The sequence below is a fragment of the Micromonospora sp. CNZ299 genome (assembly GCF_002754415.1).
The window spans coordinates 3,566,886-3,587,802 of sequence record NZ_PEFG01000001.1; the positions used below are offsets into that span (position 1 = coordinate 3,566,886).

General features: G+C 71.1%; 17 protein-coding genes. 8 read left to right on the forward strand and 9 right to left on the reverse strand.

Annotation, left to right across the window (positions count from 1 at the left end; translation table 11 throughout):
- Nucleotides 1–444: 444 nt before the first annotated feature.
- The 3 genes from CLT68_RS16660 to CLT68_RS16670 are packed head-to-tail and all read right to left on the reverse strand — an operon-like array spanning nt 445 to nt 3,828.
- Nucleotides 445–1,209, reverse strand: coding sequence for a succinate dehydrogenase/fumarate reductase iron-sulfur subunit (locus CLT68_RS16660; protein WP_099852008.1), 765 nt, complete (start codon nt 1,207–1,209; stop codon nt 445–447).
- Nucleotides 1,206–3,143 (reverse strand): fumarate reductase/succinate dehydrogenase flavoprotein subunit, encoded by a 1,938-nt coding sequence (locus CLT68_RS16665; protein ID WP_099852010.1) that lies wholly within the window; start codon nt 3,141–3,143, stop codon nt 1,206–1,208. Before CLT68_RS16665 ends, CLT68_RS16660 begins: the two co-directional genes overlap by 4 nt.
- 1 nt (nt 3,144) lies before the next feature.
- A complete protein-coding gene (locus CLT68_RS16670) occupies nt 3,145–3,828 on the reverse strand; it encodes a succinate dehydrogenase cytochrome b subunit (protein WP_088947262.1) in 684 nt (227 codons plus the stop codon).
- Between the two features lie 83 nt (nt 3,829–3,911).
- On the opposite strand from CLT68_RS16670, the gene CLT68_RS16675 reads away from it, so the two are divergent.
- Nucleotides 3,912–4,841 carry a LysR family transcriptional regulator gene (locus CLT68_RS16675; RefSeq protein WP_099852012.1) on the forward strand — a complete coding sequence of 310 codons (930 nt, stop codon included), beginning with the start codon at nt 3,912–3,914 and terminating at the stop codon, nt 4,839–4,841.
- A gap of 132 nt (nt 4,842–4,973) precedes the next feature.
- Nucleotides 4,974–5,474 (forward strand): hypothetical protein, encoded by a 501-nt coding sequence (locus CLT68_RS16680; protein ID WP_143743198.1) that lies wholly within the window; start codon nt 4,974–4,976, stop codon nt 5,472–5,474.
- A gap of 164 nt (nt 5,475–5,638) precedes the next feature.
- Here the strand turns inward: CLT68_RS16680 and hrpA are convergent, their stop codons facing one another.
- Nucleotides 5,639–9,709 carry an ATP-dependent RNA helicase HrpA gene (gene hrpA / locus CLT68_RS16685; RefSeq protein ID WP_099852016.1) on the reverse strand — a complete coding sequence of 1,357 codons (4,071 nt, stop codon included), beginning with the start codon at nt 9,707–9,709 and terminating at the stop codon, nt 5,639–5,641.
- A gap of 121 nt (nt 9,710–9,830) precedes the next feature.
- Between hrpA and CLT68_RS16690 the strand changes: the two genes are divergently transcribed.
- The gene (locus tag CLT68_RS16690; protein WP_099852017.1) at nt 9,831–10,199 is read left to right on the forward strand and encodes a hypothetical protein; all 369 of its coding nucleotides are present in this window, start codon (nt 9,831–9,833) and stop codon (nt 10,197–10,199) included.
- A 1-nt stretch (nt 10,200) separates the two neighbouring features.
- Here CLT68_RS16690 and CLT68_RS16695 read toward each other — a convergent pair whose 3' ends face one another.
- Complete coding sequence (locus CLT68_RS16695; protein WP_099852019.1) at nt 10,201–10,560, reverse strand: YciI family protein; 360 nt, start codon at nt 10,558–10,560, stop codon at nt 10,201–10,203.
- Between the two features lie 142 nt (nt 10,561–10,702).
- Here CLT68_RS16695 and CLT68_RS16700 point away from each other — a divergent pair, with 142 nt between their 5' ends.
- The 4 genes from CLT68_RS16700 to CLT68_RS16715 are packed head-to-tail and all read left to right on the forward strand — an operon-like array spanning nt 10,703 to nt 14,745.
- Nucleotides 10,703–11,749, forward strand: a complete 1,047-nt coding sequence (locus CLT68_RS16700) for an iron ABC transporter permease (protein WP_099852020.1) — start codon at nt 10,703–10,705, stop codon at nt 11,747–11,749.
- Entirely contained in the window at nt 11,746–12,855 is a 1,110-nt protein-coding gene (locus CLT68_RS16705; protein WP_486482204.1) for an iron ABC transporter permease, read from the forward strand. Before CLT68_RS16700 ends, CLT68_RS16705 begins: the two co-directional genes overlap by 4 nt.
- A 19-nt stretch (nt 12,856–12,874) precedes the next feature.
- A complete protein-coding gene (locus CLT68_RS16710; RefSeq protein WP_099852022.1) occupies nt 12,875–13,798 on the forward strand; it encodes an ABC transporter ATP-binding protein in 924 nt (307 codons plus the stop codon).
- Nucleotides 13,798–14,745: an iron-siderophore ABC transporter substrate-binding protein gene (locus tag CLT68_RS16715; protein ID WP_099852024.1), complete on the forward strand. Its 948-nt coding sequence runs from the start codon at nt 13,798–13,800 to the stop codon at nt 14,743–14,745. The genes CLT68_RS16710 and CLT68_RS16715 overlap by 1 nt, the downstream gene beginning before the upstream one ends.
- Before the next feature lie 216 nt (nt 14,746–14,961).
- Here CLT68_RS16715 and CLT68_RS16720 read toward each other — a convergent pair whose 3' ends face one another.
- The 3 genes from CLT68_RS16720 to CLT68_RS16740 all read right to left on the reverse strand — a co-directional run bounded on the left by CLT68_RS16720 (nt 14,962) and on the right by CLT68_RS16740 (nt 17,459).
- The gene (locus CLT68_RS16720) at nt 14,962–15,315 is read right to left on the reverse strand and encodes a hypothetical protein (protein ID WP_099852025.1); all 354 of its coding nucleotides are present in this window, start codon (nt 15,313–15,315) and stop codon (nt 14,962–14,964) included.
- Nucleotides 15,316–16,110: 795 nt separating this feature from the next.
- Nucleotides 16,111–16,755, reverse strand: coding sequence for a hypothetical protein (locus CLT68_RS16735; protein ID WP_088947271.1), 645 nt, complete (start codon nt 16,753–16,755; stop codon nt 16,111–16,113).
- 125 nt (nt 16,756–16,880) lie between these two features.
- Nucleotides 16,881–17,459: a TetR/AcrR family transcriptional regulator gene (locus tag CLT68_RS16740; protein WP_099852029.1), complete on the reverse strand. Its 579-nt coding sequence runs from the start codon at nt 17,457–17,459 to the stop codon at nt 16,881–16,883.
- Nucleotides 17,460–17,572: 113 nt separating this feature from the next.
- Here CLT68_RS16740 and CLT68_RS16745 point away from each other — a divergent pair, with 113 nt between their 5' ends.
- Entirely contained in the window at nt 17,573–18,292 is a 720-nt protein-coding gene (locus CLT68_RS16745) for an MBL fold metallo-hydrolase (RefSeq protein WP_099852031.1), read from the forward strand.
- 9 nt (nt 18,293–18,301) lie between these two features.
- Here CLT68_RS16745 and CLT68_RS16750 read toward each other — a convergent pair whose 3' ends face one another.
- Nucleotides 18,302–20,815 (reverse strand): DEAD/DEAH box helicase, encoded by a 2,514-nt coding sequence (locus tag CLT68_RS16750; RefSeq protein ID WP_099852032.1) that lies wholly within the window; start codon nt 20,813–20,815, stop codon nt 18,302–18,304.
- Nucleotides 20,816–20,917 lie beyond the last annotated feature (102 nt).

Here is a 20,917-nt window from a genome sequence, read left to right on the forward strand (position 1 = left end):
GCCAGCGTGGCGTGGGCGGGGCGGGTCATGGCGGCGGGCAGCAGCGAGGTGTGGTGTCGCCAGGCAGGTCGGCGCGGGTAGGGCGACTGGCACGTGACGGCGTGTCGGCAAGGTTCAGGAAGGGTCCCCGATCGGAGCGACCGGCGTACCGCAGCGAAACCGCAACTCACGGACGACCCGTGACCAAGGTCAGGGCTGGGGCGACCGTCCCCGGCGGAGGGATCAAGCCTGACCGCCCGGAGCCGGGGACGGTCGCCCCAGCCCCACCGCAACCACAAACCGAACGCCGAACCAAAGACCGAACGCCGAGTCCCAAGGACCGAACGCCGAACCAAAGACCGAACGCCGAGCCAGAAACCGCACGCCGAGCCAAGGACGAACGCCGAACCGCCGTACCCCCGAAAACAGCGCAGGGGTACGGCGGTCCGGCGTCGTGCGGTGGCCTCAGGAACCGGGGGTGTTGCCGGCGCCCTTCGCGGTGGCCGCGAGGTAGTCGCGGTTGAGTCGGCCGATGGTGTTCAGCGGGATGCCCTTCGGGCAGGCCGGGGTGCATTCGCCAGCGTTGGTGCAGCCACCGAAGCCGGCCTCGTCGTGCGCGTCGACCATGTCGATCACCCGGGTGTACCGCTCCGGCTGGCCCTGCGGCAGCAGCGAGAGCTGGGTGAGCTTGGCGGCGGTGAAGAGCATGCCGGAGCCGTTCGGGCAGGCTGCCACGCACGCGCCGCAGCCGATGCAGGCCGCCGACTCGAAGGCGGCGTCCGCGTTGGCCTTGGCGACCGGGGTGGAGTGCGCCTCGGGCGCGCTGCCGGTTGGCGCGGTGACGTAGCCACCGGCAGCGATGATCTTGTCGAAGGCGCTCCGGTTGACGACCAGATCCTTGATGACCGGGAAGGCGCTGGCCCGCCACGGCTCGATGTCGATCGTCTCGCCGTCGGTGAACTGGCGCATGTGCAGCTGGCACGCAGTGGTGCCGCGCTGCGGCCCGTGCGCGTCGCCGTTGATCATCAGACCGCACATGCCGCAGATGCCCTCGCGGCAGTCGTGGTCGAACGCCACCGGGTCTTCGCCGGCGAGGATCAGCCGCTCGTTGAGCACGTCGAGCATTTCCAGGAACGACATGTCCGGGGACACGTCGTCGACCGGGTAGGTCACCATCCGACCCTTGTCCTCAGGGCCCTTCTGGCGCCAGATGCGCAGGGTCAGGTTCACTTGTAACTCCGCTGCGTGGGGTGGACGTATTCGAACTTCAGGTCTTCCTTGTGCAGCACCGAGGGCTCGCCGTCGGCGGTGAACTCCCAGGCCGCCACGTACGCGAACCGGTCGTCGTCGCGCTGCGCCTCACCGTCGGGCGTCTGGTGCTCGGCCCGGAAGTGGCCGCCGCAGGACTCCTCACGGTGCAGGGCGTCGATGCACATCAGCTCGGCCAGTTCGAAGAAGTCGGCCACCCGGCCGGCCTTCTCCAGCGACTGGTTGAGTTCCTCGCCGGTGCCGGACACCTTGACCCGCTGCCAGAACTGCTCGCGCAGGCCGCGGATCTCGTCGATCGCCTTGCGCAGGCCGGCCTCGCTGCGTTCCATGCCGCAGTGTTCCCACATGATCTGGCCCAGTTCCCGGTGGAACGAGTCCACGGTCCGGTCACCGTCGACCGCGAGCAGCCGCTGGACGCGATCCTCGACGTCGGTGCGGGCCTCGACCGCCGCCGGGTGGCTGGCGTCGACCTTCTCCAGCGGGCCGGAGGCCAGGTAGTTGGCGATGGTGGTGGGCAGCACGAAGTAGCCGTCGGCGAGGCCCTGCATCAGCGCCGAGGCGCCGAGGCGGTTCGCGCCGTGATCGGAGAAGTTGGCCTCACCGATCACGAACAGGCCGGGGATGTTCGACTGGAGGTCGTAGTCGACCCACAGGCCGCCCATCGTGTAGTGCACGGCGGGGTAGATCCGCATCGGCACCTCGTACGGGTCCTCGCCGGTGATCCGCTCGTACATCTCGAAGAGGTTGCCGTACTTGGCCTCAATGGCCTTGCGGCCCAGCCGGTTGATCGCGTCGGCGAAGTCGAGGTAGACGCCGAGCTTGGTCGGTCCGACGCCCCGGCCCTCGTCGCAGACGTTCTTCGCGGCGCGGGAGGCGATGTCGCGGGGGACCAGGTTGCCGAAGGAGGGGTAGATCCGCTCCAGGTAGTAGTCCCGCTCGTCCTCTCCGATGTCCTTGGGGCTGCGGTCGTCGCCCTTGGTCTTCGGCACCCAGACCCGGCCGTCGTTGCGCAGCGACTCGCTCATCAGGGTCAGCTTCGACTGGTGGTCGCCGGAGACCGGGATGCAGGTCGGGTGGATCTGCGTGTAGCAGGGGTTGGCGAAGTACGCGCCCTTGCGGTGCGCCCGCCAGGTGGCGGTGACGTTGCAGCCCTTGGCGTTGGTGGAGAGGTAGAAGACGTTGCCGTAGCCGCCGGAGGCGAGCACGACGGCGTCGGCCATCTCGGTGCTGATCTCGCCGGTGACCATGTCCCGGACGACGATGCCGCGGGCCTTGTCGTCGACGAGGACCAGCTCCAGCATCTCGTGCCGGGTGTTCATCTCGACGTTGCCCAGGCCGATCTGCCGTTCGAGCGCCTGGTACGCGCCGAGCAGCAGCTGCTGACCTGTCTGGCCCCGGGCGTAGAAGGTGCGCTGCACCTGGGCGCCGCCGAAGGAGCGGGTGTCCAGCAGGCCGCCGTACTCGCGGGCGAACGGCACACCCTGGGCGACGCACTGGTCGATGATGTTGACGGAGACCTCGGCGAGCCGGTGCACGTTCGACTCGCGGGAGCGGAAGTCGCCGCCCTTGACGGTGTCGTAGAACAGCCGGTGTACGGAGTCGCCGTCGTTGCGGTAGTTCTTGGCCGCGTTGATGCCGCCCTGTGCCGCGATGGAGTGCGCCCGGCGCGGGCTGTCCTGGTAGCAGTAGGACTTGACGTGGTAGCCCTGCTCGGCCAGGGTCGCCGCGGCCGAGCCACCGGCGAGGCCGGTGCCGACCACGATCACCGTCATCTTGCGGCGGTTGGCGGGGTTGACCAGCTTGGCCTCGAAGCGGCGGGTCTCCCAGCGCTTCTCGACCGGGCCGGCGGGAGCCTTGGTGTCGGCGATCGGGTCGCCCTCGGTGAAGAGTTCCATGTCAGGACACCAATCCGGTGAGTACGGCGAACGGGACCACCAGGTACCCGGCGCAGAGCAGCACGGCGAAGACCAGAGCTGCGGTACGCGCCCGACGCTCGCCGCGCGGCGTCTGCTGGCCGAGGCTGCGGAACGCGCTGAACGCGCCGTGGCGCAGGTGGAAGCCCACCGCGACGATGGCGAGCGTGTAGAAGAGCGTGACGTACCAGCGCTCGGGCGCGAAGTCGGCGACGACGTTGCCGTACGGCTTGCTGGCGTCGCCGACCGGATTCAGCGTGCCGGTGGTCAGGTCCAGGATGTGGTAGATCACGAAGAGCAGGATGATCACTCCACCCCAGCGCATCGTGCGGGCCGCGTAGCTGCCATTGACCTTCTTGCGGTGGGCGTACTTGACCGGGCGGGCGGCGCGGGCCCGCATGGCCAGCACTGTGGCGGCGACGATGTGGGCGACGACCGCGACCACCAGCACGGTGCGCAGGATCCAGAGGAACCAGACGCCGGGCAGCAGCGGCTTGCCGATGTCGCGCAGCCAGTGCGCGTAGTGGTCGAACGAGGTTTCCCCCGTGAACACCTTGAGGTTCCCGAGCATGTGGGCGATCAGGAACAGCGCCAGCAGGATGCCCGTCACCGCCATGACGGCCTTGAGACCGACGTTCGAGCGGATGGGCGACCGAGTTTTCGTCATTACCACGCAACCGACGCTAGGAGCACTTCGATCAGTCGTCCAATGCATCAAACTCGTAGTGTTGATAGCCGTAGGCTATGTAGATGCAGCTCCATCAGCTTCGGTACTTCGTCGCGGTGGCCGAAGTACGACATTTCACCCAAGCCGCCGATCTTGTAGGCATCACCCAGCCTTCTCTCAGTAAGCAAATTCACGCTCTGGAGACCGACCTCGGGGCGCCGTTGTTCGAGCGGGTACGGGGCAACATCGCCCTCACCGCCGCCGGTGAGGTGCTGCTGCCGTTGGCCACCCGGATCCTCGCCGACGTGGACACCGCCACCCGCGAGGTGCAGGAGCTGGTGGGGTTGCGCCGCGGTCGGGTCCGGCTCGGCGCAACCCCGAGCCTGGCCACCTCGCTCGCCCCACCGGTGCTGCGCCGGTTTCGCGACGCGCACCCCACCGTCGACCTCAAGGTCGAGGAGGGTGGCTCCCAGGATCTGGTGCGCGACCTGCTCCGCGGCGACCTCGACCTGGCCCTCATCATCATGCCGGCCCAGGGCGCCGACCCCGGGCTGCGAGTCGATCCGATCCTGCGCGAGAGCCTGGTGGTGGCCTCGGTGGGGGAGGTGCCGACCGCGTCGCTGACCGGGGAGCTGCGGATCACCGACCTGAGGGACCAGCCGATGGTCATGTTCCGGGAGGGCTACGACCTGCGGGACGCGACCATCCAGGCCTGTCGGGAGGCAGGCTTCGAACCGACCTTCGCGGTGGACGGCGGCGAGATGGATGCCGTCCTCAGCTTCGTCGAGGCGGGGCTGGGCATCGCGCTGGTGCCGGGCATCGTCCTGGCCCGTCGCCCGGGCGTGCGGATCACCCCCCTCGCTCCGCCCGGGGTGCGGCGGACCATCGCGGTGGCCCGCCGCCGCGACATCGTGCCCACCCACGCCGGTCGGGAACTCCGGCGGATCCTGCTCGACTACATCCAGGCGGCGATCGACCGGGGTGAGCTGCCGCCCGGCGTGGACCCGCTCTGACTGCGCGTGGTGGCACCTACCGACGCGGCGGCACTGACGGCAGGGCGTCGCCACTTGGTGGCGCCCGGCTCCCGCTGCTGACCGTCGATTGTGGATTGATCATGATCTGGAACATAGGCTAACGTGCCTGCCGTGAATCGTTTTAGGCTTACCTGCACCGTCGTGGTCTCGGCCGCGCTGTTGGCCCTCGCCGGGTGTGGCGAGGAGGACAGCACGGCCGCCTCCGCGCCGTCCGCGTCCGCGTCTGACACCTCGACAACCCCTTCCGCCGCTGCGCCGTCCTCCTCGACGGGCGCCGCCGGCGGGGCGAGCGACAAGGAGCTCTGCCAGAACGCCAAGTCCGCGGGAGACGAGATGAAGGGGGCCTTCCTCACTGCCGTGCAGAGTGGCAAGGAGCCCGAGCCGGCCGTGTTCCAGGAGATCATGAAGGGCCTGGAGCAGAAGATGGTCGCGGCTGCCACCTCCGGGGGTGACAGCAAGGTGGCCGGGCTGATGCGGGACTTCGCCGCGGAGGCCGGAAAGGTGGCGGTAGCCGCCGACCCGGCCACCGCCGCCGCGAACCCCACCTTCGAGAAGGTTGGCGAGGACCTGAGCGCCGCCTGCAAGGCGGCTGGGGTCAAGGCCACTTTCTGACCGGCACCGCCCGACCACCTTCCCGCCGCTGCCCCCGCGACCAGATCCCGGTTCGCGGGGGCAGCACCGCATCTGTGGGAGCCCACCGCCTGGAGCGACGCTGAGCAGCGCCGACGGGCCCCCGCCGGCCACATCCGTCGCCGCGGGTGCACACCCCGCCCGTCCTACCGACCCTCGGCCTCGTCCATCGCGCGGTAGATCCGTTGCTCCGAGACGGGGTACGGGGTGCCCAGCGCCTGGGCGAAGACGTTCACCCGCAACTCCTCGATCATCCAGCGGATCTGCCGGACGGCGGTCTCCTGCCGGCGAGCCGGCGCAAGGGCGGCGAGCAGGTCGGCGTACTCCTTCTGCACCGCCGCGATCCGGTCCTGCTGCTGGCGGTCCCGCTGCGGGTTGCCGCCGAGGCGGTCCAGCCGACGTTCGATGGCGGTGAGGTAGCGCAGCAGGTCGGGCAGGCGCGCGTACCCGGTCTCGGTGATGAACCCGGCGTGCACCAGCCCGGCGAGCTGGCCGCGGATGTCGGCCAACGCGGCCACCACGGCGAGGTTGCGGGTGGCGCCGAGGCGTTGCTCCACGGCGTACGCGGCGGCGAGGACCTTGCGTACCCGGTCCATCACCTCGACCACGGTGTCGACCAGGTCGGCGCGGACCTTCTCGCGCAGGGCCGCGAACCCGTCGGCGTCCCATGCCGGCCCGCCCGCCGCGCCGATCAGCCGGTCGATGGCCGCGCCCGCCGCGTCCTCGATCAGCTCCTGCACGCCGCCGTGCGGGTTGCGGCTCAGCGCCAGCTTCGCCTCGTTGTTCAGCCGCCCCTGCAGGAACCGCGCCGGGGACGGCACGGTGAGCCGCAGCAGCCGGCGGGTGCCGGCCCAGTGCGACGCCTCCGCCTCAGCGGGGGAGTCGAACACCTTCACCCCGACCGTGGCGCCCTCGTCGACCAGCGCCGGGTACGCGGTCACCGCGTAGCCGGCGCGGACCTGCTCGATGCTGCGGGGCAGCGTGCCGATGCTCCACTCGCGCAGCCCGGTCCGGGCCACCTCCGGCGCGGCGGCCGCCACCACCTGGCGTACCTCCTGGCGCAGTTGACGTTGCAGGGCCGGCAGGTCCTTGCCCTCGGCGACCGGCTTCTCGTCGGCGTCGAGCACCCGGAAGGTGACCCGCAGGTGGGCGGGAAGCTTGCCCGGCTCCCAGGCGTCGCGGGGGACGGTGACGCCGGTCATCCGGCGCAGCTGGCGGGTGAGCGCGTCCAGCAACGGCTCCTCGCCCGGGGTGATGGCAGCGAGGGCGGCGCGGGCGTAGTCCGGCACCGGGACGAAGTTGCGGCGCACCGCCTTGGGCAGCGTACGGATCAGCGCGATCACGGTCTCCTCGCGCAGCCCCGGCACCTGCCAGTCGAAGCTCTCCGCCGGCACCTGGTTGAGCAGCGGCAGCGGGATGTCGACGGTGACGCCGTCGGTCGGCGTGCCCGGCTCGAAGCGGTACGTCAGCGGCAGCGTCACCCCCTGGGTCTGCCACTCGTCCGGGTAGTCGTCCTCGTCCACCCCCGGCCGGCCGTCGTTGATCAGCAGGTCACGGGTGAAGGTGAGCAGGTCGGGTTGCTCCCGGCGGGTCTTCTTCCACCAGCTGTCGAAGTGCCGCCCGGAGGACACGTCGGCCGGGATCCGCTGGTCGTAGAAGCCGAAGATGGTCTCGTCGTCGACCAGGATGTCCCGACGACGGGCCCGGCTCTCCAGCTCCTCGATCTCGGCGAGCAGCCGCTTGTTGTCCGCCCAGAACTGGTGGTGGGTCTGCCAGTCGCCCTCGACGAGGGCATGCCGGATGAACAGCTCCCGGCTCAGCGTCGGGTCGATCCGCCCGAAGTTGACCTTGCGTGAGCTGACCAGTGGGACGCCGTACAGGGTGACCTTCTCGTAGGCCATTACCGCGGCCTGCTTCTTCTCCCAGTGCGGCTCGCTGTAGCTGCGCTTGACCAGGTGCTGCGCCAGCGGCTCGACCCACTCCGGCTCGACCCGGCCGGCGATGCGGCCCCACAGCCGGGACGTCTCCACCAGCTCGGCGGCCATCACCCAACGCGGCGGCTTCTTGAACAGCGCCGAGCCGGGGAAGAGCGCGAACTTTGCCCCCCGCGCACCCAGGTACTCGTGCTTCTGGGCGTCCTTGAGCCCGATGTGCGACAGCAGGCCGGGCAGCAGCGACTGGTGGACCTTCGGGGTGTCGATCTCCTCCGGCAGGTCCGCGCCGCCACGGCGGCTCTCACCCCGGCCGGCGTCCGCGCCGTCGGCGGTGTCGCGCGCCGGCCGCCCACCGCGTCGGTCGCCCTCGGACGGGGTACGCAGCACCTGACGCAGTTGGCTGACGATGTCCTGCCACTCGCGGATCCGCAGGTAGTTCAGGTACTCCGCCTTGCACATCCGGCGGAACGCGCTGGAGGACAGCTCCCGCTGCTGCTCGCGCAGGTAGCGCCACAGGTTGAGGTAGGCGACGAAGTCGGACTCCTTGTCGGCGAACCGGGCGTGCGCCTGGTCGGCCTGGGCCTGCTTCTCCGCCGGCCGCTCGCGCGGGTCCTGGATGGAGAGCGCGGCGGCGATCACCAACACCTCGGTGGCGCAACCGTTGCGTTCACCCTCGACCACCATCCGGGCCAGGCGCGGGTCGACCGGCAACTGGGCCAGGCGCCGGCCCAGCGCGGTGAGCCGCTTCGCCGGGTCCGCCTCGGTCGGGTCCAACGCGCCCAGCTCGTGCAGCAGGTTGACGCCGTCGGTGATGTTGCGCTTGTCCGGTGGGTCGATGAACGGGAACGCGGCGAGGTCGCCGAGCCCGATCGCTGTCATCTGGAGGATGACCGACGCCAGGTTGGTGCGCAGGATCTCCGGGTCGGTGAACTCGGGACGAGATCCGAAGTCCTGCTCGTCGTAGAGGCGGATGCAGATGCCGTCGGAGGTGCGGCCGCAGCGGCCCTTGCGCTGGTTGGCCGACGCCTGGGAGACCGGCTCGATCGGCAGTCGCTGCACCTTCAGGCGACTGGAGTAGCGGGAGATGCGGGCGGTGCCCGGGTCCACCACGTACTTGATGCCGGGCACGGTCAGCGAGGTCTCCGCGACGTTGGTGGCGAGCACCACCCGGCGTGAACTGTGCGCGGCGAAGACGCGGTGCTGCTCGGCGGAGGAGAGCCGGGCGTACAGCGGCAGGATCTCGGTGCCGAGCAGCGAGCGCTTCTTCTGCACCAGCTTGCCCAGCGCGTCGGCGGTGTCCCGGATCTCCCGCTCACCGCTGAGGAAGACCAGGATGTCACCGGGGCCCTCGGCGGCCAGCTCCTCGACTGCGTCGCCGATCGCCTGGATCTGGTCGCGGACGTTCTCCTCGTCGCCGTCGCCGTCCTCCTCGCCCTCGGCGAGTTCGACGAGTGGCCGGTAGCGCACCTCCACCGGATAAGTACGCCCGGAGACCTCGACCACCGGCGCGGGCACGCCCTCCGGCTCGTCGGCCGTTGGTGGCCCGGCGAAGTGCCGGGCGAACCGGTCGGTCTCGATGGTCGCCGAGGTGATGATCACCTTGAGGTCGGGTCGGCGGGGCAGCAGCTCCCGCAGGTACCCGAGGATGAAGTCGATGTTGAGGCTGCGCTCGTGCGCCTCGTCGATGATCAACGTGTCGTACTGGCGCAGCATCCGGTCGGTCTGCAACTCGGCCAGCAGGATGCCGTCGGTCATCAGCTTGACCAGGCTGCGCTCGCTGACCTGGTCGGTGAAGCGCACCTTGTAGCCGACCAGGTCACCCAGCTCGGTGCCCAGCTCGTCGGCGATCCGGTCGGCCACCGTGCGGGCTGCCAACCGTCGGGGCTGGGTGTGCCCGATCAGGCCGTGCACGCCGCGCCCCAGCTCCAGGCAGATCTTGGGGATCTGGGTGGTCTTGCCGGAGCCGGTCTCGCCCGCCACGATCACCACCTGGTGATCACGGATGGCGGCGGCGATGTCGTCCTTGCGCTCGCTGACCGGCAACCCCGCCGGGTACGTGATCACGGGCACCGCCGCTCGACGGTTGGCGAGCCGTTGCTCGGCCCGGACCAGGTCGGCGGTGATCTCGGCCAGCGCCGCCTCCCGGCGCTGCGGGTCGCGCAGCTTGCGGGCACCGTCCAGCCGCCGCTGGAGCCGGCGCTGGTCGCGGAACATCAGAGGGGTCAGGCGGCGGTGCAGCTCGCGAACCGGGTCGGTCGCGACGGAGGCGGTTGGATTCTGCATGTCGTGCCCAAGGATAGGCAGCCCGGCGGCGTACCGCCCCTGGGTTACCCCGCAGCCGGTCCGTGGACGTCCCTGGGCGGCACCTAGAGTGGGCGCTCGACGTCGAGCGCAGGGGGCCGAGATGGAGCTGCGGGACACCGACCGTGCGTTGGTGCAGGCCGCCACCGCGGTCGCCAAGCTGCGCTGCCGCAGCCAGCACCACACCGTCGCGTCGGCCGCCCGGACCGCCGACGGGCGGGTCTTCACCGGTGTGAACGTCCAGCACGCCACCGGCGGGTCCTGCGCGGAACTCGTGGTGATCGGCACTGCCGCCACGCAGGGCGTCACCGAGCTGGAGACGATCGTTACGGTCGCCGACCGGGGCCGCGACGTCAACGAGCCGTGCGGCGACTGCCGGCAGGTGCTGGCCGACTACTTTCCGGCGCTGCGCGTGATCACCGGAGAGCTGGACGCCCTGCGGGTGGTCGAGATCGGTTCGCTGCCCGGCTGAATCAGTCGCCCGCCGCCGCCTCCAGCATCGACCGGGGGATCGGCACGCCCTCGAACCGCACGTTGCCTTCCGGCACCATCCAGCTCATCACCCGCACGTCCAGCCGTCCGGCCCGCACGGCCGGGTCGTTGGCGTAAAGGTCACGCGCCTCGTCCGGGGCGATGGAGAGCACGACGAAGCCCCGCAGCCGGTCGTCGTCGGTGTCCAGGAAGGGCCCGGTCGCGAGCACCAGCCCCTGCTCCACGAGCCCCGCCTGGTGGGCCAGGTGCGCGTCCTGCAACCGGTCGATCGCGTCCTGCGGCAGCTCCGGCGGGTGGGACGGTAGGGCCAGGAGGACGACCGTGTGCTGGTCGAATCGCATGAGCCCACCCTAGGTGCGCGGCCCCCCGTCGCGCGGGCGTCTGCCCTGCTCAGCGGGTCGCGGATCGATAAGCGCCAGTTAGGCGGCCCCCACCTGAGCGGCTAAGGTAAGGCGAACCTAAGCGTGAACGTGCAGGAGACTCGTGACCACCCTCGCCACCCGGCCGACCCAGGCCACCAGCCGGTCCGGCACCCGCACCGGCCGCCGGGTGGCCGTCACCGTCGGGTCTGCGCTGGTGCTGCTGCTCGCCGTACTGGCCAGCTTCGCGCTCGGCAGCCGGCAACTCGGCATCGACCAGGTCTGGCACGCTCTCGTCGCACCGGATGGCGGCGATGCCAGCACGATCGTCCGTGAGCTGCGGATGCCCCGCACCGCGCTCGGCCTCACCGTCGGGCTCGCCCTCGCGGTGGCTGGCGTGTTGTTCCAGGCGCTCACCCGCAACCCCCTCGCCGAGCCCCGCATCCTCGGCATCAGCGCCGGCGCGTCGTTCGGCGTGGTGCTCGCCATCTCCGTCTTCGGCATCAGCACGCTCGCCGGGTACGTCTGGTTCGGCATCGCCGGGGCACTCATCGCCGGGCTGCTGGTCTTCGCCATCGCCACTCGGGCCCGCGAGGGCGCCAGCCCGGTCACCCTCGCGCTGGTCGGCGCGGCCCTCGACGCCAGCCTGGCCTCCGGGGTGTACGCGCTGCTCAGCATCGACGCCCGCACCTTCGAGGAGTACCGGTTCTGGGTGGTCGGCGGGCTGGCCGGCCGGGACCTCTCGGTCGCCGCGCAGGTGCTGCCCTTCGTCCTCGCCGGGCTGGTGCTTGCCACCCTGGTCGCCCGAGGTCTGGACGCGCTGGCCCTCGGCGACGACGTGGCCCGGGGCCTCGGCCACCGCATCGGCCTGGTCCGCCTCGGCGGTGGGCTCGCCGCCGTGCTGCTGACCGGTGCGGCGGTGGCCGCAGCCGGACCGGTCGCCTTCGTCGGGTTGGCCGTGCCGCACCTGGCCCGCGCCCTGGTCGGCGCGGACCACCGCTGGACCCTCGCCGTCTCCGCCCTGCTCGGGCCCGCGCTGCTGCTCGGTGCCGACATCGTCGGCCGGGTCGTCGCCCCACCCGGCGAGATACCGGCCGGGATCGTCACCGCGCTGATCGGAGCGCCGCTGCTGGCCATTCTGGTCCGCCGCGCCCGGGTGGTGACCGCGTGACCACCACCCAGCGCTCCTCGGGTCCGCCCGCCCGGGCCGGCCTTTCACCCACCGCGTCACCGGAGGGCGGCTCTGCCCGACTGCCCGGTCGGTCGCTGCTGCGGATCGGCCCGGTCAGCCTGGTCATCCGTCGCCGGGCGGTGCTGGTGGCCGCCGTGCTGACCGTGCTGCTCCTGCTGGCCGTCGTGCTCAGCCTCTCGCTGGGCACCCCGTACGTCGCCCCGGCCGACGTGCTGCGCGCCCTCTCCGGCGCCGGCACCCCGTACGACCTCGTCGTCTTTGATCTTCGGTTGCCGCGGGTCGTGCTGGCGGCGACGGCCGGCGCCGCCTTCGGCATCGCCGGCACCCTGATCCAGAGCGTGGCCCGCAACCCGCTCGCCAGCCCGGACGTCATCGGCATCACCCAGGGCGCCGGTCTCGCCGCGACGGTGGCCCTGACCAGCGGCATGGCCGCGGTGCTGGTGGCACCCACCGCGCTGGTGGGCGGGCTGCTCGCGGCGGTGCTGCTGTTCGCCCTCGGCGCCCGGCACGGGCTGGCCGCGCAGCGATTCGTGCTCGCCGGTGTGGCGGTCGCCTTCGGCTTCCGGGCGCTCACCGAGGTGGTCATGCTCACCGCCGACCCGATCGACGGCCTCCGCGCGCAGATCTGGCTGATCGGCACCCTGGCCGGCAAGGGCTGGACCGAGGCGGCCTGGATCGCCGGCACCCTGCTGGTGCTGCTGCCGGTGCTGGCCTGGGCCGGCTGGGCGCTGAACAGCACCGCCCTGGACGACGACACCGCCCGCGGCGTCGGGCTTCGCCCGGTGGCCCGCCGGATCGGCCTGGCCGGCACCGGCGTCCTCGTCGCCGCGATGGTCACCGCCCAGGTCGGCGCCGTCGACTTCGTCGCGCTGGTCGCACCCCAGGTGGCCCGTCGACTGGTACGCGCCGAACGGCCACCGCTGGTCTGCGCCGCGCTCCTCGGCGCGCTGCTGCTGGTGCTGGCCGACCTGGCCGGCCGACGCCTGCTCGCACCCACCCAACTGCCCGCCGGTGTGCTGACCGCCGCCATCGGCGGCCCGTACCTGATCTTCCTGCTGCTGCGCGGACGGCGGCGGTCGTCGTGACGCCTCAAGGAGTCGTGTGATGCTCTCCACCCGCGACCTGGTCGCCGGCTACGACGAGCGGACCGTGCTCGACGGGCTCGACCTGGACCTGCCCACCGACGCGTTCACCGTGATCGTCGGCCCGAACGCGTGCGGCAAGTCCACCCTGCTGCGCACCATGGCCCGGCTGCTCACCCCGCGCCGGGGCACGGTGCTGCTGGACGGCACCGCGATCCGCGAGCTGCCGACCCGGGAGGTGGCCCGCAGGCTCGGCGTCCTGCCGCAGAGCCCGCTGGTGCCCGAGGGCGTCACAGTGGCTGACCTGGTCGGGCGCGGCCGGCAGCCCTACCAGCGTTGGTGGCGGCAGTGGTCGCCGGAGGACGGCGCGGCCGTCGACCAGGCGATGACCCTGGCCGACGTGACCGACCTGGCCGACCGGCCGGTGGACAGCCTCTCCGGCGGTCAGCGGCAGCGGGTGTGGATCGCCATGACGCTCGCCCAGGACACCGACGCCCTGCTGCTGGACGAGCCGACCACCTTCCTCGACCTGGCCCACCAGGTGGAGGTGCTGGACCTCCTGCACCGGCTACGCGTCGAGCGGGGCCGCACCGTGGTCGCCGTGCTGCACGACCTGAACCAGGCCGCCCGCTACGCCGACCACCTGGTCGCGATGCGCGCCGGTGCCGTGGTGGCCGCCGGGCCGCCCCGGGAGATCCTCACCGCCGACCTGGTCCGCGACGTCTTCGGGCTGGCCTGCGTGGTCGTGCCCTGCCCGGTGACCGGCGCGCCGCTGGTGGTGCCCGCGTACACCGGCGGCAACTCCGCCGCGTCCGCTGGCGGTGCCGTCGCGTCCGCCGGTGCGGGAGACCCTGATTCGTCGACGGCGTCCGTACCGGACGCCCGACCCACCACCGGCGACGCGGCCACCCCGCTCGCCGGTTCGCACCCTTCGAAAGGACTCTGATGCGTCGTCTCGTCGCCGCTCTCGCCGCGGCCGTCGCCCTCGGCGTCGGCCTCACCGCATGCGGTGAGAGCGACCCGGTCGCTGGCTCCACCACCGGGGAGACCCGGGAGATCACCCACGCCATGGGCACCACCAAGGTCCCGGCCGAGCCCAAGCGCGTCGTCGTGCTCGACACCGACAAGATCGACACTGCGCTCTCGCTGGGTGTCACGCCCGTCGGTGCGGCCACGGCCGGCGAAGCCAAGAGCTGGCCGACCTACTTCGGCGCTGACAAGCTCGCCGGCATCAAGGAGGTCGGGGTGCTCACCGAGCCCGACCTGGAGGCCATCAACGCCCTGAAGCCGGACCTCATCCTCGGCAGCAAGTTCCGCCAGGAGAAGTTCTACGACGAGCTGGCCGCGATCGCGCCGACCGTGTTCACCGACAAGGTGGGCATCACCTGGAAGGAGAACCTCCTCCTGGACGGCAAGGCGCTCGGCCGCGAGCAGCAGGCGAAGGACCTGCTCGGCGCGTACGAGAAGCGGGCCAAGGACTTCGGTGCGACCCTCGGCGACGCCGCCTACCGCAAGGTGTCGATCGTGCGGTTCCTGCCCGGCAACATCCGGGTGTACGGCCCGGACTCGTTCTCCGGCATCGTCATCGGCGACACCGGTCTGGGCCGCCCCGAGCGGCAGTTGCTCGCCAACAAGGAGGACAAGCGCTTCGACCTGGTCAGCCCCGAGCGGGTCAACGAGGTCGACGGTGACGTCATCTTCGTGACCGCGTACGGCGACAAGGCCGCCGCCGAGCAGACCAAGGTCGCGGGCGGGACCCTCTGGAAGGGACTCAACGCCGTCAAGGCCGGCAAGGCGTACCCCGTCTCCGACGAGGTCTGGATGACGGGCATCGGCGTCGGTGCCGCCAACAAGATCCTCGACGACCTGACCAAGTACCTCCCCGCCGCCTGACAATCCCTCAGCGCCTCGCGCACCGCGAGCCCCGCGCCGCGCGCGTCGCGAGCCCGCGCTCCGCGCGCGCCCACCCCAAGATCCGCGCAACTTCGGTGAAAGTGCTGCCTCACGACCTGGTGAGGCAGCAAGATCCCTGAAACTGCGCGGATCTTGGCGCGCGTGGGTGGGGTGTGTGGGTGTGGGGGTGGGTGGGGGCCTGGTTCCGGGGCGGGGTCAGCGGGAGCGGGACCGGAGGGCTTGACGGAGTTCGGCGAGGAAGCCGTCGAAGTCCTCGCGGAACCGTTTCGCGGTGACGTGCAGGACGATCCAGTCCTCGCCGAGCAGGCGGTTGAGGCGGCGGCGGTCCCGGTGGAACTGCTCGGGATCGTCGTGCCACAAGCCGTCGTACTCGACGGCAACCTTGAGATGTGGCCACGCAAGATCGAGGCGGGCCACGAACCTGCCGTCTCGCTCGACGACGAACTGGGTCACGGGTGCCGGCACCCCGGCGAGCACGATCCGCACCCGCAGCCGCGACTCCGGGGCTGATTCGGCGCCGGCGTCGGCCAGCTCAGCTACCCGCATCATCCGTCTCCAGCCTCGGTTGCCGGCTCTCGACCGGGAGCCTGCGTGAAGCTCAGGGATCACCACCAGCCGGTGGCTGGCGAGGCGGTCCACGATGGCGACAGCCTCCTCGGTCGGCAGCCCACTGGGCCAGGTCCCAACATGTGCGAGTCGGCGTGGTCAGCGGAATGCCCTGACGTATCGCGACGTCGGTCGCTGCGATCTCGCTGGCGTGCACGACGAGCCCCGAGACGGGACCGAACCGCTGAGCGGCGGGCACGAGCACGTCGAGGGGCTCGTGATCGGCAACCGATGCCGCGCCGTAGAACGCCGCCGCACTGCGACCAGCGATCACCACACCCGGTGGCAGCACCCAGTGCACCGCGGCGACGCAACGAGTGCGATGGGTGACCTGCAGTCGGGCATCCGCGTAGACGTCGCGGAACAGTGGGCGCCATGCCCTGCTGCGCAGCTCCGTTCGGGTGAGCAGGCCTTGGGCAACGACACGGGAGCCGCGAAAGACGCGCCCCTGGAGGCTCGCAGGCCGTCGTGGGGAAACAGGCATGACGACACCTTGACCGGCAGAGGTGTGCGCCTGCAGCCCCTGTGGATAACCCCGACCAGGTACTGAACACCAAGATCCGCGCAACTTCGCTGTTCTTGCTGCCTCCTCACGACGTGAGACAGCAGCATCCCCGAAGTTGCGCGGATCTTGGGCGGATAGAGCGCGGCGGGCGGGTTGGAGGGTTGGGGGTGGTGGGGGTGGTGGGGGTGGTGGGGGTGGTGGGGGGTGGGGTGGGTGGTGGCGGTGGGGTGGGGTTAGGCGGCGGTGGACCAGATGGCGCGGAAGGCGGCGGCTTCGCCGGACAGCCAGCGCTCGATCTGGTCGGGCTTGGCGTCGCTGGGCATGCGGTGGGCCTGGCCGCGACGGATGTCGACAAGGATCGGCTCGGCGTGGGGGAGGACCGCGTCCATGTGTCGGGCCATCAGGTGCAGGGTGGCGAGCACCGATTCCTCACTCGGTGGGGCCTCGTCGAAGTGCAGCCGGACCGCTTCGGCACGGCCGTCGGCGTGGCGTACGCCGAAGTGGGGGTTGATCTTGACCGGTAGGTCACCCAGCATCGCCAGGGCATCGCGGGTCTGGGCGAGGTCGACGGCTGCCGGATCGCCGAGGGAGTGCAGCCAGGCCGTGGCGCCGGGGACGAGCGCCTGGTAGAGCGGGCGCCAGCGTGGCTTGACCACATCGACCACGCCGGTCAGGTGCGTGCCCCCGGTGTGGAAGGCGATGTCGGCCTTGAGCGCCTTGACGAACTGGCCGTGCGGGTTGAAGCCGGACCTGCTGGCGCGCTGCTTGCGCAGCCCGCCCACGAAGGTCGCCTTGGTGGGGCCGGTGCGGTCGACGTAGCGGGTGAAACCGAGCAGTGTGGCGTAGGGGGTGAGGGGCGTGGAGGCGGGCACTGTCACGAGCGTCCTCCCAGGTCAGGAACTCGATTAGTACATACATTCTAATCGACGGGTGTGACATCGCCCAGCGAATCCGGGGTCCGGAGATGTGCGGTTTCCGGAGGACCCGCGCTGCCGGCCGGCCCTCACTCGGCGCGGGGTGTGTCCAGGGTCGTCAGGGCGGCGGTCAGGCGGTCGATCCCGAACGCGAAGGCCTCGTCGAGGTCGCCACCGAGGTTGAAGGCACCCGCCAGTTCCATGCTGATGAAGCCGTTCGCCCAGGCGGTGAACATGCGCGCGGCCGACAGGGCGTGCTCGGGCCCGGCGAGTTCCGCGGCGAGGCGCAGGGCGGGGGCGCTCGCCCGGGTGAGGATGTCGAGGCTGGGCCTGGTGTCTGCGGGGCCGGTGGCGAAGATCAGGTGGTAGCCCGCGGGTTGGGCGTGGGCGAACGCGCGGAAGGCGTGGGCCAGCTCGGCGAGGTCTCGGCCCGGATCGCCGCTGCCGGCGACGGCGCCGAGCTGCTCGCCGAGGTCGTGCACTGCTGCTTCGGTGACGAGCCGGATGAGGTCGTCACGGTTGCGGACCCGTTTGTACAGCGAGGGGGCGCGGACGCCGACCCGCTGGGCGACCGCCTGCATGGTCAGGCCCGGAAGCCCTTCGGACTCCAGGATCTGGCGGGCGGCCGCGACGATGTCGGCGAGGGACGTCCGGTCGGGAGTCGGCATGGGGTGTTCCTTCCGGGGGTGGGCGACGTTCGTCACCCATCATAGCTATGGCCCTTAGGCATCATGGCTATGTATCGTAGCTATCAGGGAACGACATCACCTCGGAGGAAGTCATGAAGCTCGGGCCGCACCTGCACCGCATCGGCAACGACATCGTCGCCGCGTACCTCGTCGAGACCGACGACGGCGTGACCGTCGTGGACGCCGGCCTCTCCGGTCACTGGCCGGAGCTGCTGGCGGAGTTGTCCGCCATGGGTCGCTCGCTCGCCGACGTCCGAGGTCTGATCCTCACCCACGGCGACACCGACCACATCGGCTTCGCCGAGCGGCTCCGGCGCGACCACGGCGTACCGGTCTACGTGCACGAGGCGGACGCCGCCCGAGCCCGCGGCGAGATCAAGTCCAAGGCGCCCTTCGGGACCTTCAAGGTGGGTGCCGTGGCCAGCTTCCTGATGTACGCGGGCCGCAAGGGTGGGCTGCGCACGACGTACCTCAGCGAGGTGATCACCGTGCGGGACGGTCAGGTGCTCGACCTGCCCGGCGCTCCGCGCGTCATCGGGATGCCCGGCCACTCGCCGGGCAGCATCGCCGTGCACGTGCCGATCGCCGACGCCGTGTTCGTCGGCGACGCGCTCACCACCCGACACGTGCTGACCGGCCGGTCGGGCCCGCAGCCGGCGCCGTTCACCGACGACCCGGCCCTGGCGCTCGCCTCGCTGGCCCGCATCGAGGACCTGCGGGCGACGTGGATCCTCCCCGGCCACGGCACCCCCTGGAACGAGGGTGCCGTCGAGGCGGTGCGCCGGATCAAGGCTGCCGCCCAGGCCGGGTGATGGCGGGCGTCAGAGCTGGCCGACGTCCGTGATCCGGACGACCGCGGCGCCGACCTCGTCGGAGGCCACCAGGTCGATCTCTGCGCTGATGCCCCAGTCGTGGTCGCCGTTGGGGTCGTCGAAGCTCTGCCGGACGGTCCACCGCTCCCGCCCCTGCTCGATCATGAGCAGTGCCGGCCCTCGGGCGTCCGGCCCGACGCCGATCGAGTCGTACTCCTCGAAGTACGGCGCAAGCGCGTCGGCCCACGCGTCGTAGTCCCAGCCGTCCTCGGCGTCCAACTCGGCGAGCAGGTCCCAGCGGCGCAGCGCGGCCAGCTCGACGCGGCGGAACAGCGCGTTGCGCACCAGCACCCGGAACGCCCGCGCGTTGCGCGTCACCGCCGGCGGCCGGTCGGTCAGCGCGGCGTGCGCCAGGGCCACCTCGGCCACGTCCGACGGGTTGCGCAGCCGCTCCCACTCGTCGATGAGGCTGGAGTCGACCTGGCGGACCAGCTCGCCCAACCACTCGATGAGGTCGATCAGCTCCTCGGTCTTGGCGTCCTCGGGCACGGTCTGCCGCAACGTCTTGTACGCGTCGGCCAGGTAGCGCAGGACCAGGCCTTCCGAGCGGGTCAGCCCGTAGAACTGCACGTACTCGGTGAAGGTCATGGCCCGCTCGTACATGTCGCGGACGACGGCCTTGGGGGAGAGCTGGTGGTCGGCGACCCAGGGGTGCCCCTGCCGGTACATCTCGTACGCGGCTTCCAGCAGCTCCGCGAGGGGCTTCGGGTGGGTCACCTCGTCGAGCAGTTCGAGGCGGGCCTCGTACTCGATGCCCTCTGCCTTCATCGCGGCGACCGCCTCGCCGCGGGCCTTGAACTGCTGCGCGGACAGGATCTGCCGGGGGTCGTCGAGGATCGACTCGACCACGCTCAGCACGTCGAGCGCGTACGACGGGGACTCGGCGTCGAGCAGCTCGATCGTGGCCAGGGCCAGAGGCGAGAGCGGCTGGTTGAGGGCGAAGTCGAGCTGGAGGTCGACGGTGAGCCGGATGCGCCGGCCGGTCTCGTCCGGCTCGGGCAGCTCCTCGACCACCCCACCGGCGCGCAGCGCCCGGTAGATCGCGATGGCCCGGCGGATGTGCCGGCGCTGGGCGGCGGGCTCCTCGTGATTGTCGGTGAGCAGGTGCCGCATCGCGGTGAACGCGTCCCCGGGCCGGCCGATGACGTTGAGCAGCATCGAGTGGCTGACCTGGAAGCTGGAGGTCAGCGGCTCCGGCTCGGCGTCGACCAGCCGGTCGAAGGTGGGCTGGCCCCAGCCGATCGAGCCCTCCGGCGGCTTCTTGCGGACCACCTTGCGCCGCTTCTTCGGGTCGTCGCCGGCCTTGGCGAGGGCCTTCTCGTTGTCGATGACGTGCTCGGGGGCCTGCACCACGACCCGGCCGATGGTGTCGTAGCCGGCCCGGCCCGCCCGCCCGGCGATCTGGTGGAACTCCCGGTTCTTGAGCAGCCGGGTACGGACCCCGTCGTACTTCGACAGGCCGGTGAACAGCACGGTGCGGATCGGCACATTGATGCCGACGCCGAGGGTGTCGGTGCCGCAGATGACCTTGAGCAGGCCGGCCTGGGCGAGGGTCTCCACCAGTCGGCGGTACTTCGGCAGCATGCCGGCGTGGTGGACGCCGATGCCGTGCCGGACCAGCCGGGAGAGCGTCTTGCCGAAGCCGGCGGTGAACCGGAAACCGCCGATCGCCTCGGCGATCATGTCCTTCTCGGCGCGGGTGCAGACGTTGACGCTGGTCAGCGCCTGGGCGCGTTCCAGCGCGGCGGCCTGGGTGAAGTGCACCACGTACACCGGGGCCTGCTTGGTCTCCAGCAGCTCCTCAAGTGTCTCGTGCAGCGGCGTCATCGCGTACGAGAAGATGAGCGGGACCGGCCGCTCCGCCGAGCGCACGACGGCGGTCGGCCGTCCGGTGCGCCGCGTCAGGTCGTCGACGAACCGGGTGGTGTCCCCCAGAGTGGCGGACATCAGGATGAACTGGGCCTGCGGCAGCTCGATGATCGGCACCTGCCACGCCCAACCCCGGTCGGGCTCGGCGTAGAAGTGGAACTCGTCCATGACCACCTGGCCGACGTCGGCCTTCACACCCTCGCGCAGCGCCAGGTTCGCCAGGATCTCCGCCGTGCAGCAGATGATCGGGGCATCGGCGTTGACGCTGGCGTCGCCGGTGAGCATGCCGACGTTCTCGGCGCCGAACACCTCGCAGAGCGCGAAGAACTTCTCCGACACCAGCGCCTTGATCGGCGCGGTGTAGAAGGTCGTCCGGCTGTCCGCGAGTGCCGCGAAGTGCGCGGCGATGGCCACCAGGCTCTTACCTGAGCCGGTCGGCGTGTTCATGATCAGGTTGGCGCCGGAGACGATCTCGATGACCGCCTCCTCCTGATGGGGGTAGAGGTCGAGGCCGCGCTCCTTCGCCCAACCGGCGAATGCGTCGAAGAGGGTGTCGGGGTCGGCGCTTCTCGGAAGCGCGGCGGTGAGCGTCATAGCCTGTCCATGGTGCCTGGATCATGCCCCGCTACGCCAACCCGGTGTCCGCCGGACCCCCGTGCGGGGCGGCGGGTCCGGGCCACCGGTCCGGGCCGGCGC

What these genes read in the sequence shown, in the direction of transcription:
- CLT68_RS16715 (WP_099852024.1), top strand. Translation starts at nt 13,798, where the DNA reads ATGCGTCGTCTCGTCGCCGCTCTCGCCGCGGCCGTCGCCCTCGGCGTC.
- CLT68_RS16745 (WP_099852031.1), top strand. Translation starts at nt 17,573, where the DNA reads ATGAAGCTCGGGCCGCACCTGCACCGCATCGGCAACGACATCGTCGCC.
- CLT68_RS16690 (WP_099852017.1), top strand. Translation starts at nt 9,831, where the DNA reads ATGGAGCTGCGGGACACCGACCGTGCGTTGGTGCAGGCCGCCACCGCG.
- CLT68_RS16750 (WP_099852032.1), bottom strand. Translation starts at nt 20,815, where the DNA reads ATGACGCTCACCGCCGCGCTTCCGAGAAGCGCCGACCCCGACACCCTC.
- CLT68_RS16695 (WP_099852019.1), bottom strand. Translation starts at nt 10,560, where the DNA reads ATGCGATTCGACCAGCACACGGTCGTCCTCCTGGCCCTACCGTCCCAC.
- hrpA (WP_099852016.1), bottom strand. Translation starts at nt 9,709, where the DNA reads ATGCAGAATCCAACCGCCTCCGTCGCGACCGACCCGGTTCGCGAGCTG.
- CLT68_RS16710 (WP_099852022.1), top strand. Translation starts at nt 12,875, where the DNA reads ATGCTCTCCACCCGCGACCTGGTCGCCGGCTACGACGAGCGGACCGTG.
- CLT68_RS16720 (WP_099852025.1), bottom strand. Translation starts at nt 15,315, where the DNA reads ATGATGCGGGTAGCTGAGCTGGCCGACGCCGGCGCCGAATCAGCCCCG.
- CLT68_RS16670 (WP_088947262.1), bottom strand. Translation starts at nt 3,828, where the DNA reads ATGACGAAAACTCGGTCGCCCATCCGCTCGAACGTCGGTCTCAAGGCC.
- CLT68_RS16675 (WP_099852012.1), top strand. Translation starts at nt 3,912, where the DNA reads ATGCAGCTCCATCAGCTTCGGTACTTCGTCGCGGTGGCCGAAGTACGA.
- CLT68_RS16740 (WP_099852029.1), bottom strand. Translation starts at nt 17,459, where the DNA reads ATGCCGACTCCCGACCGGACGTCCCTCGCCGACATCGTCGCGGCCGCC.
- CLT68_RS16665 (WP_099852010.1), bottom strand. Translation starts at nt 3,143, where the DNA reads ATGGAACTCTTCACCGAGGGCGACCCGATCGCCGACACCAAGGCTCCC.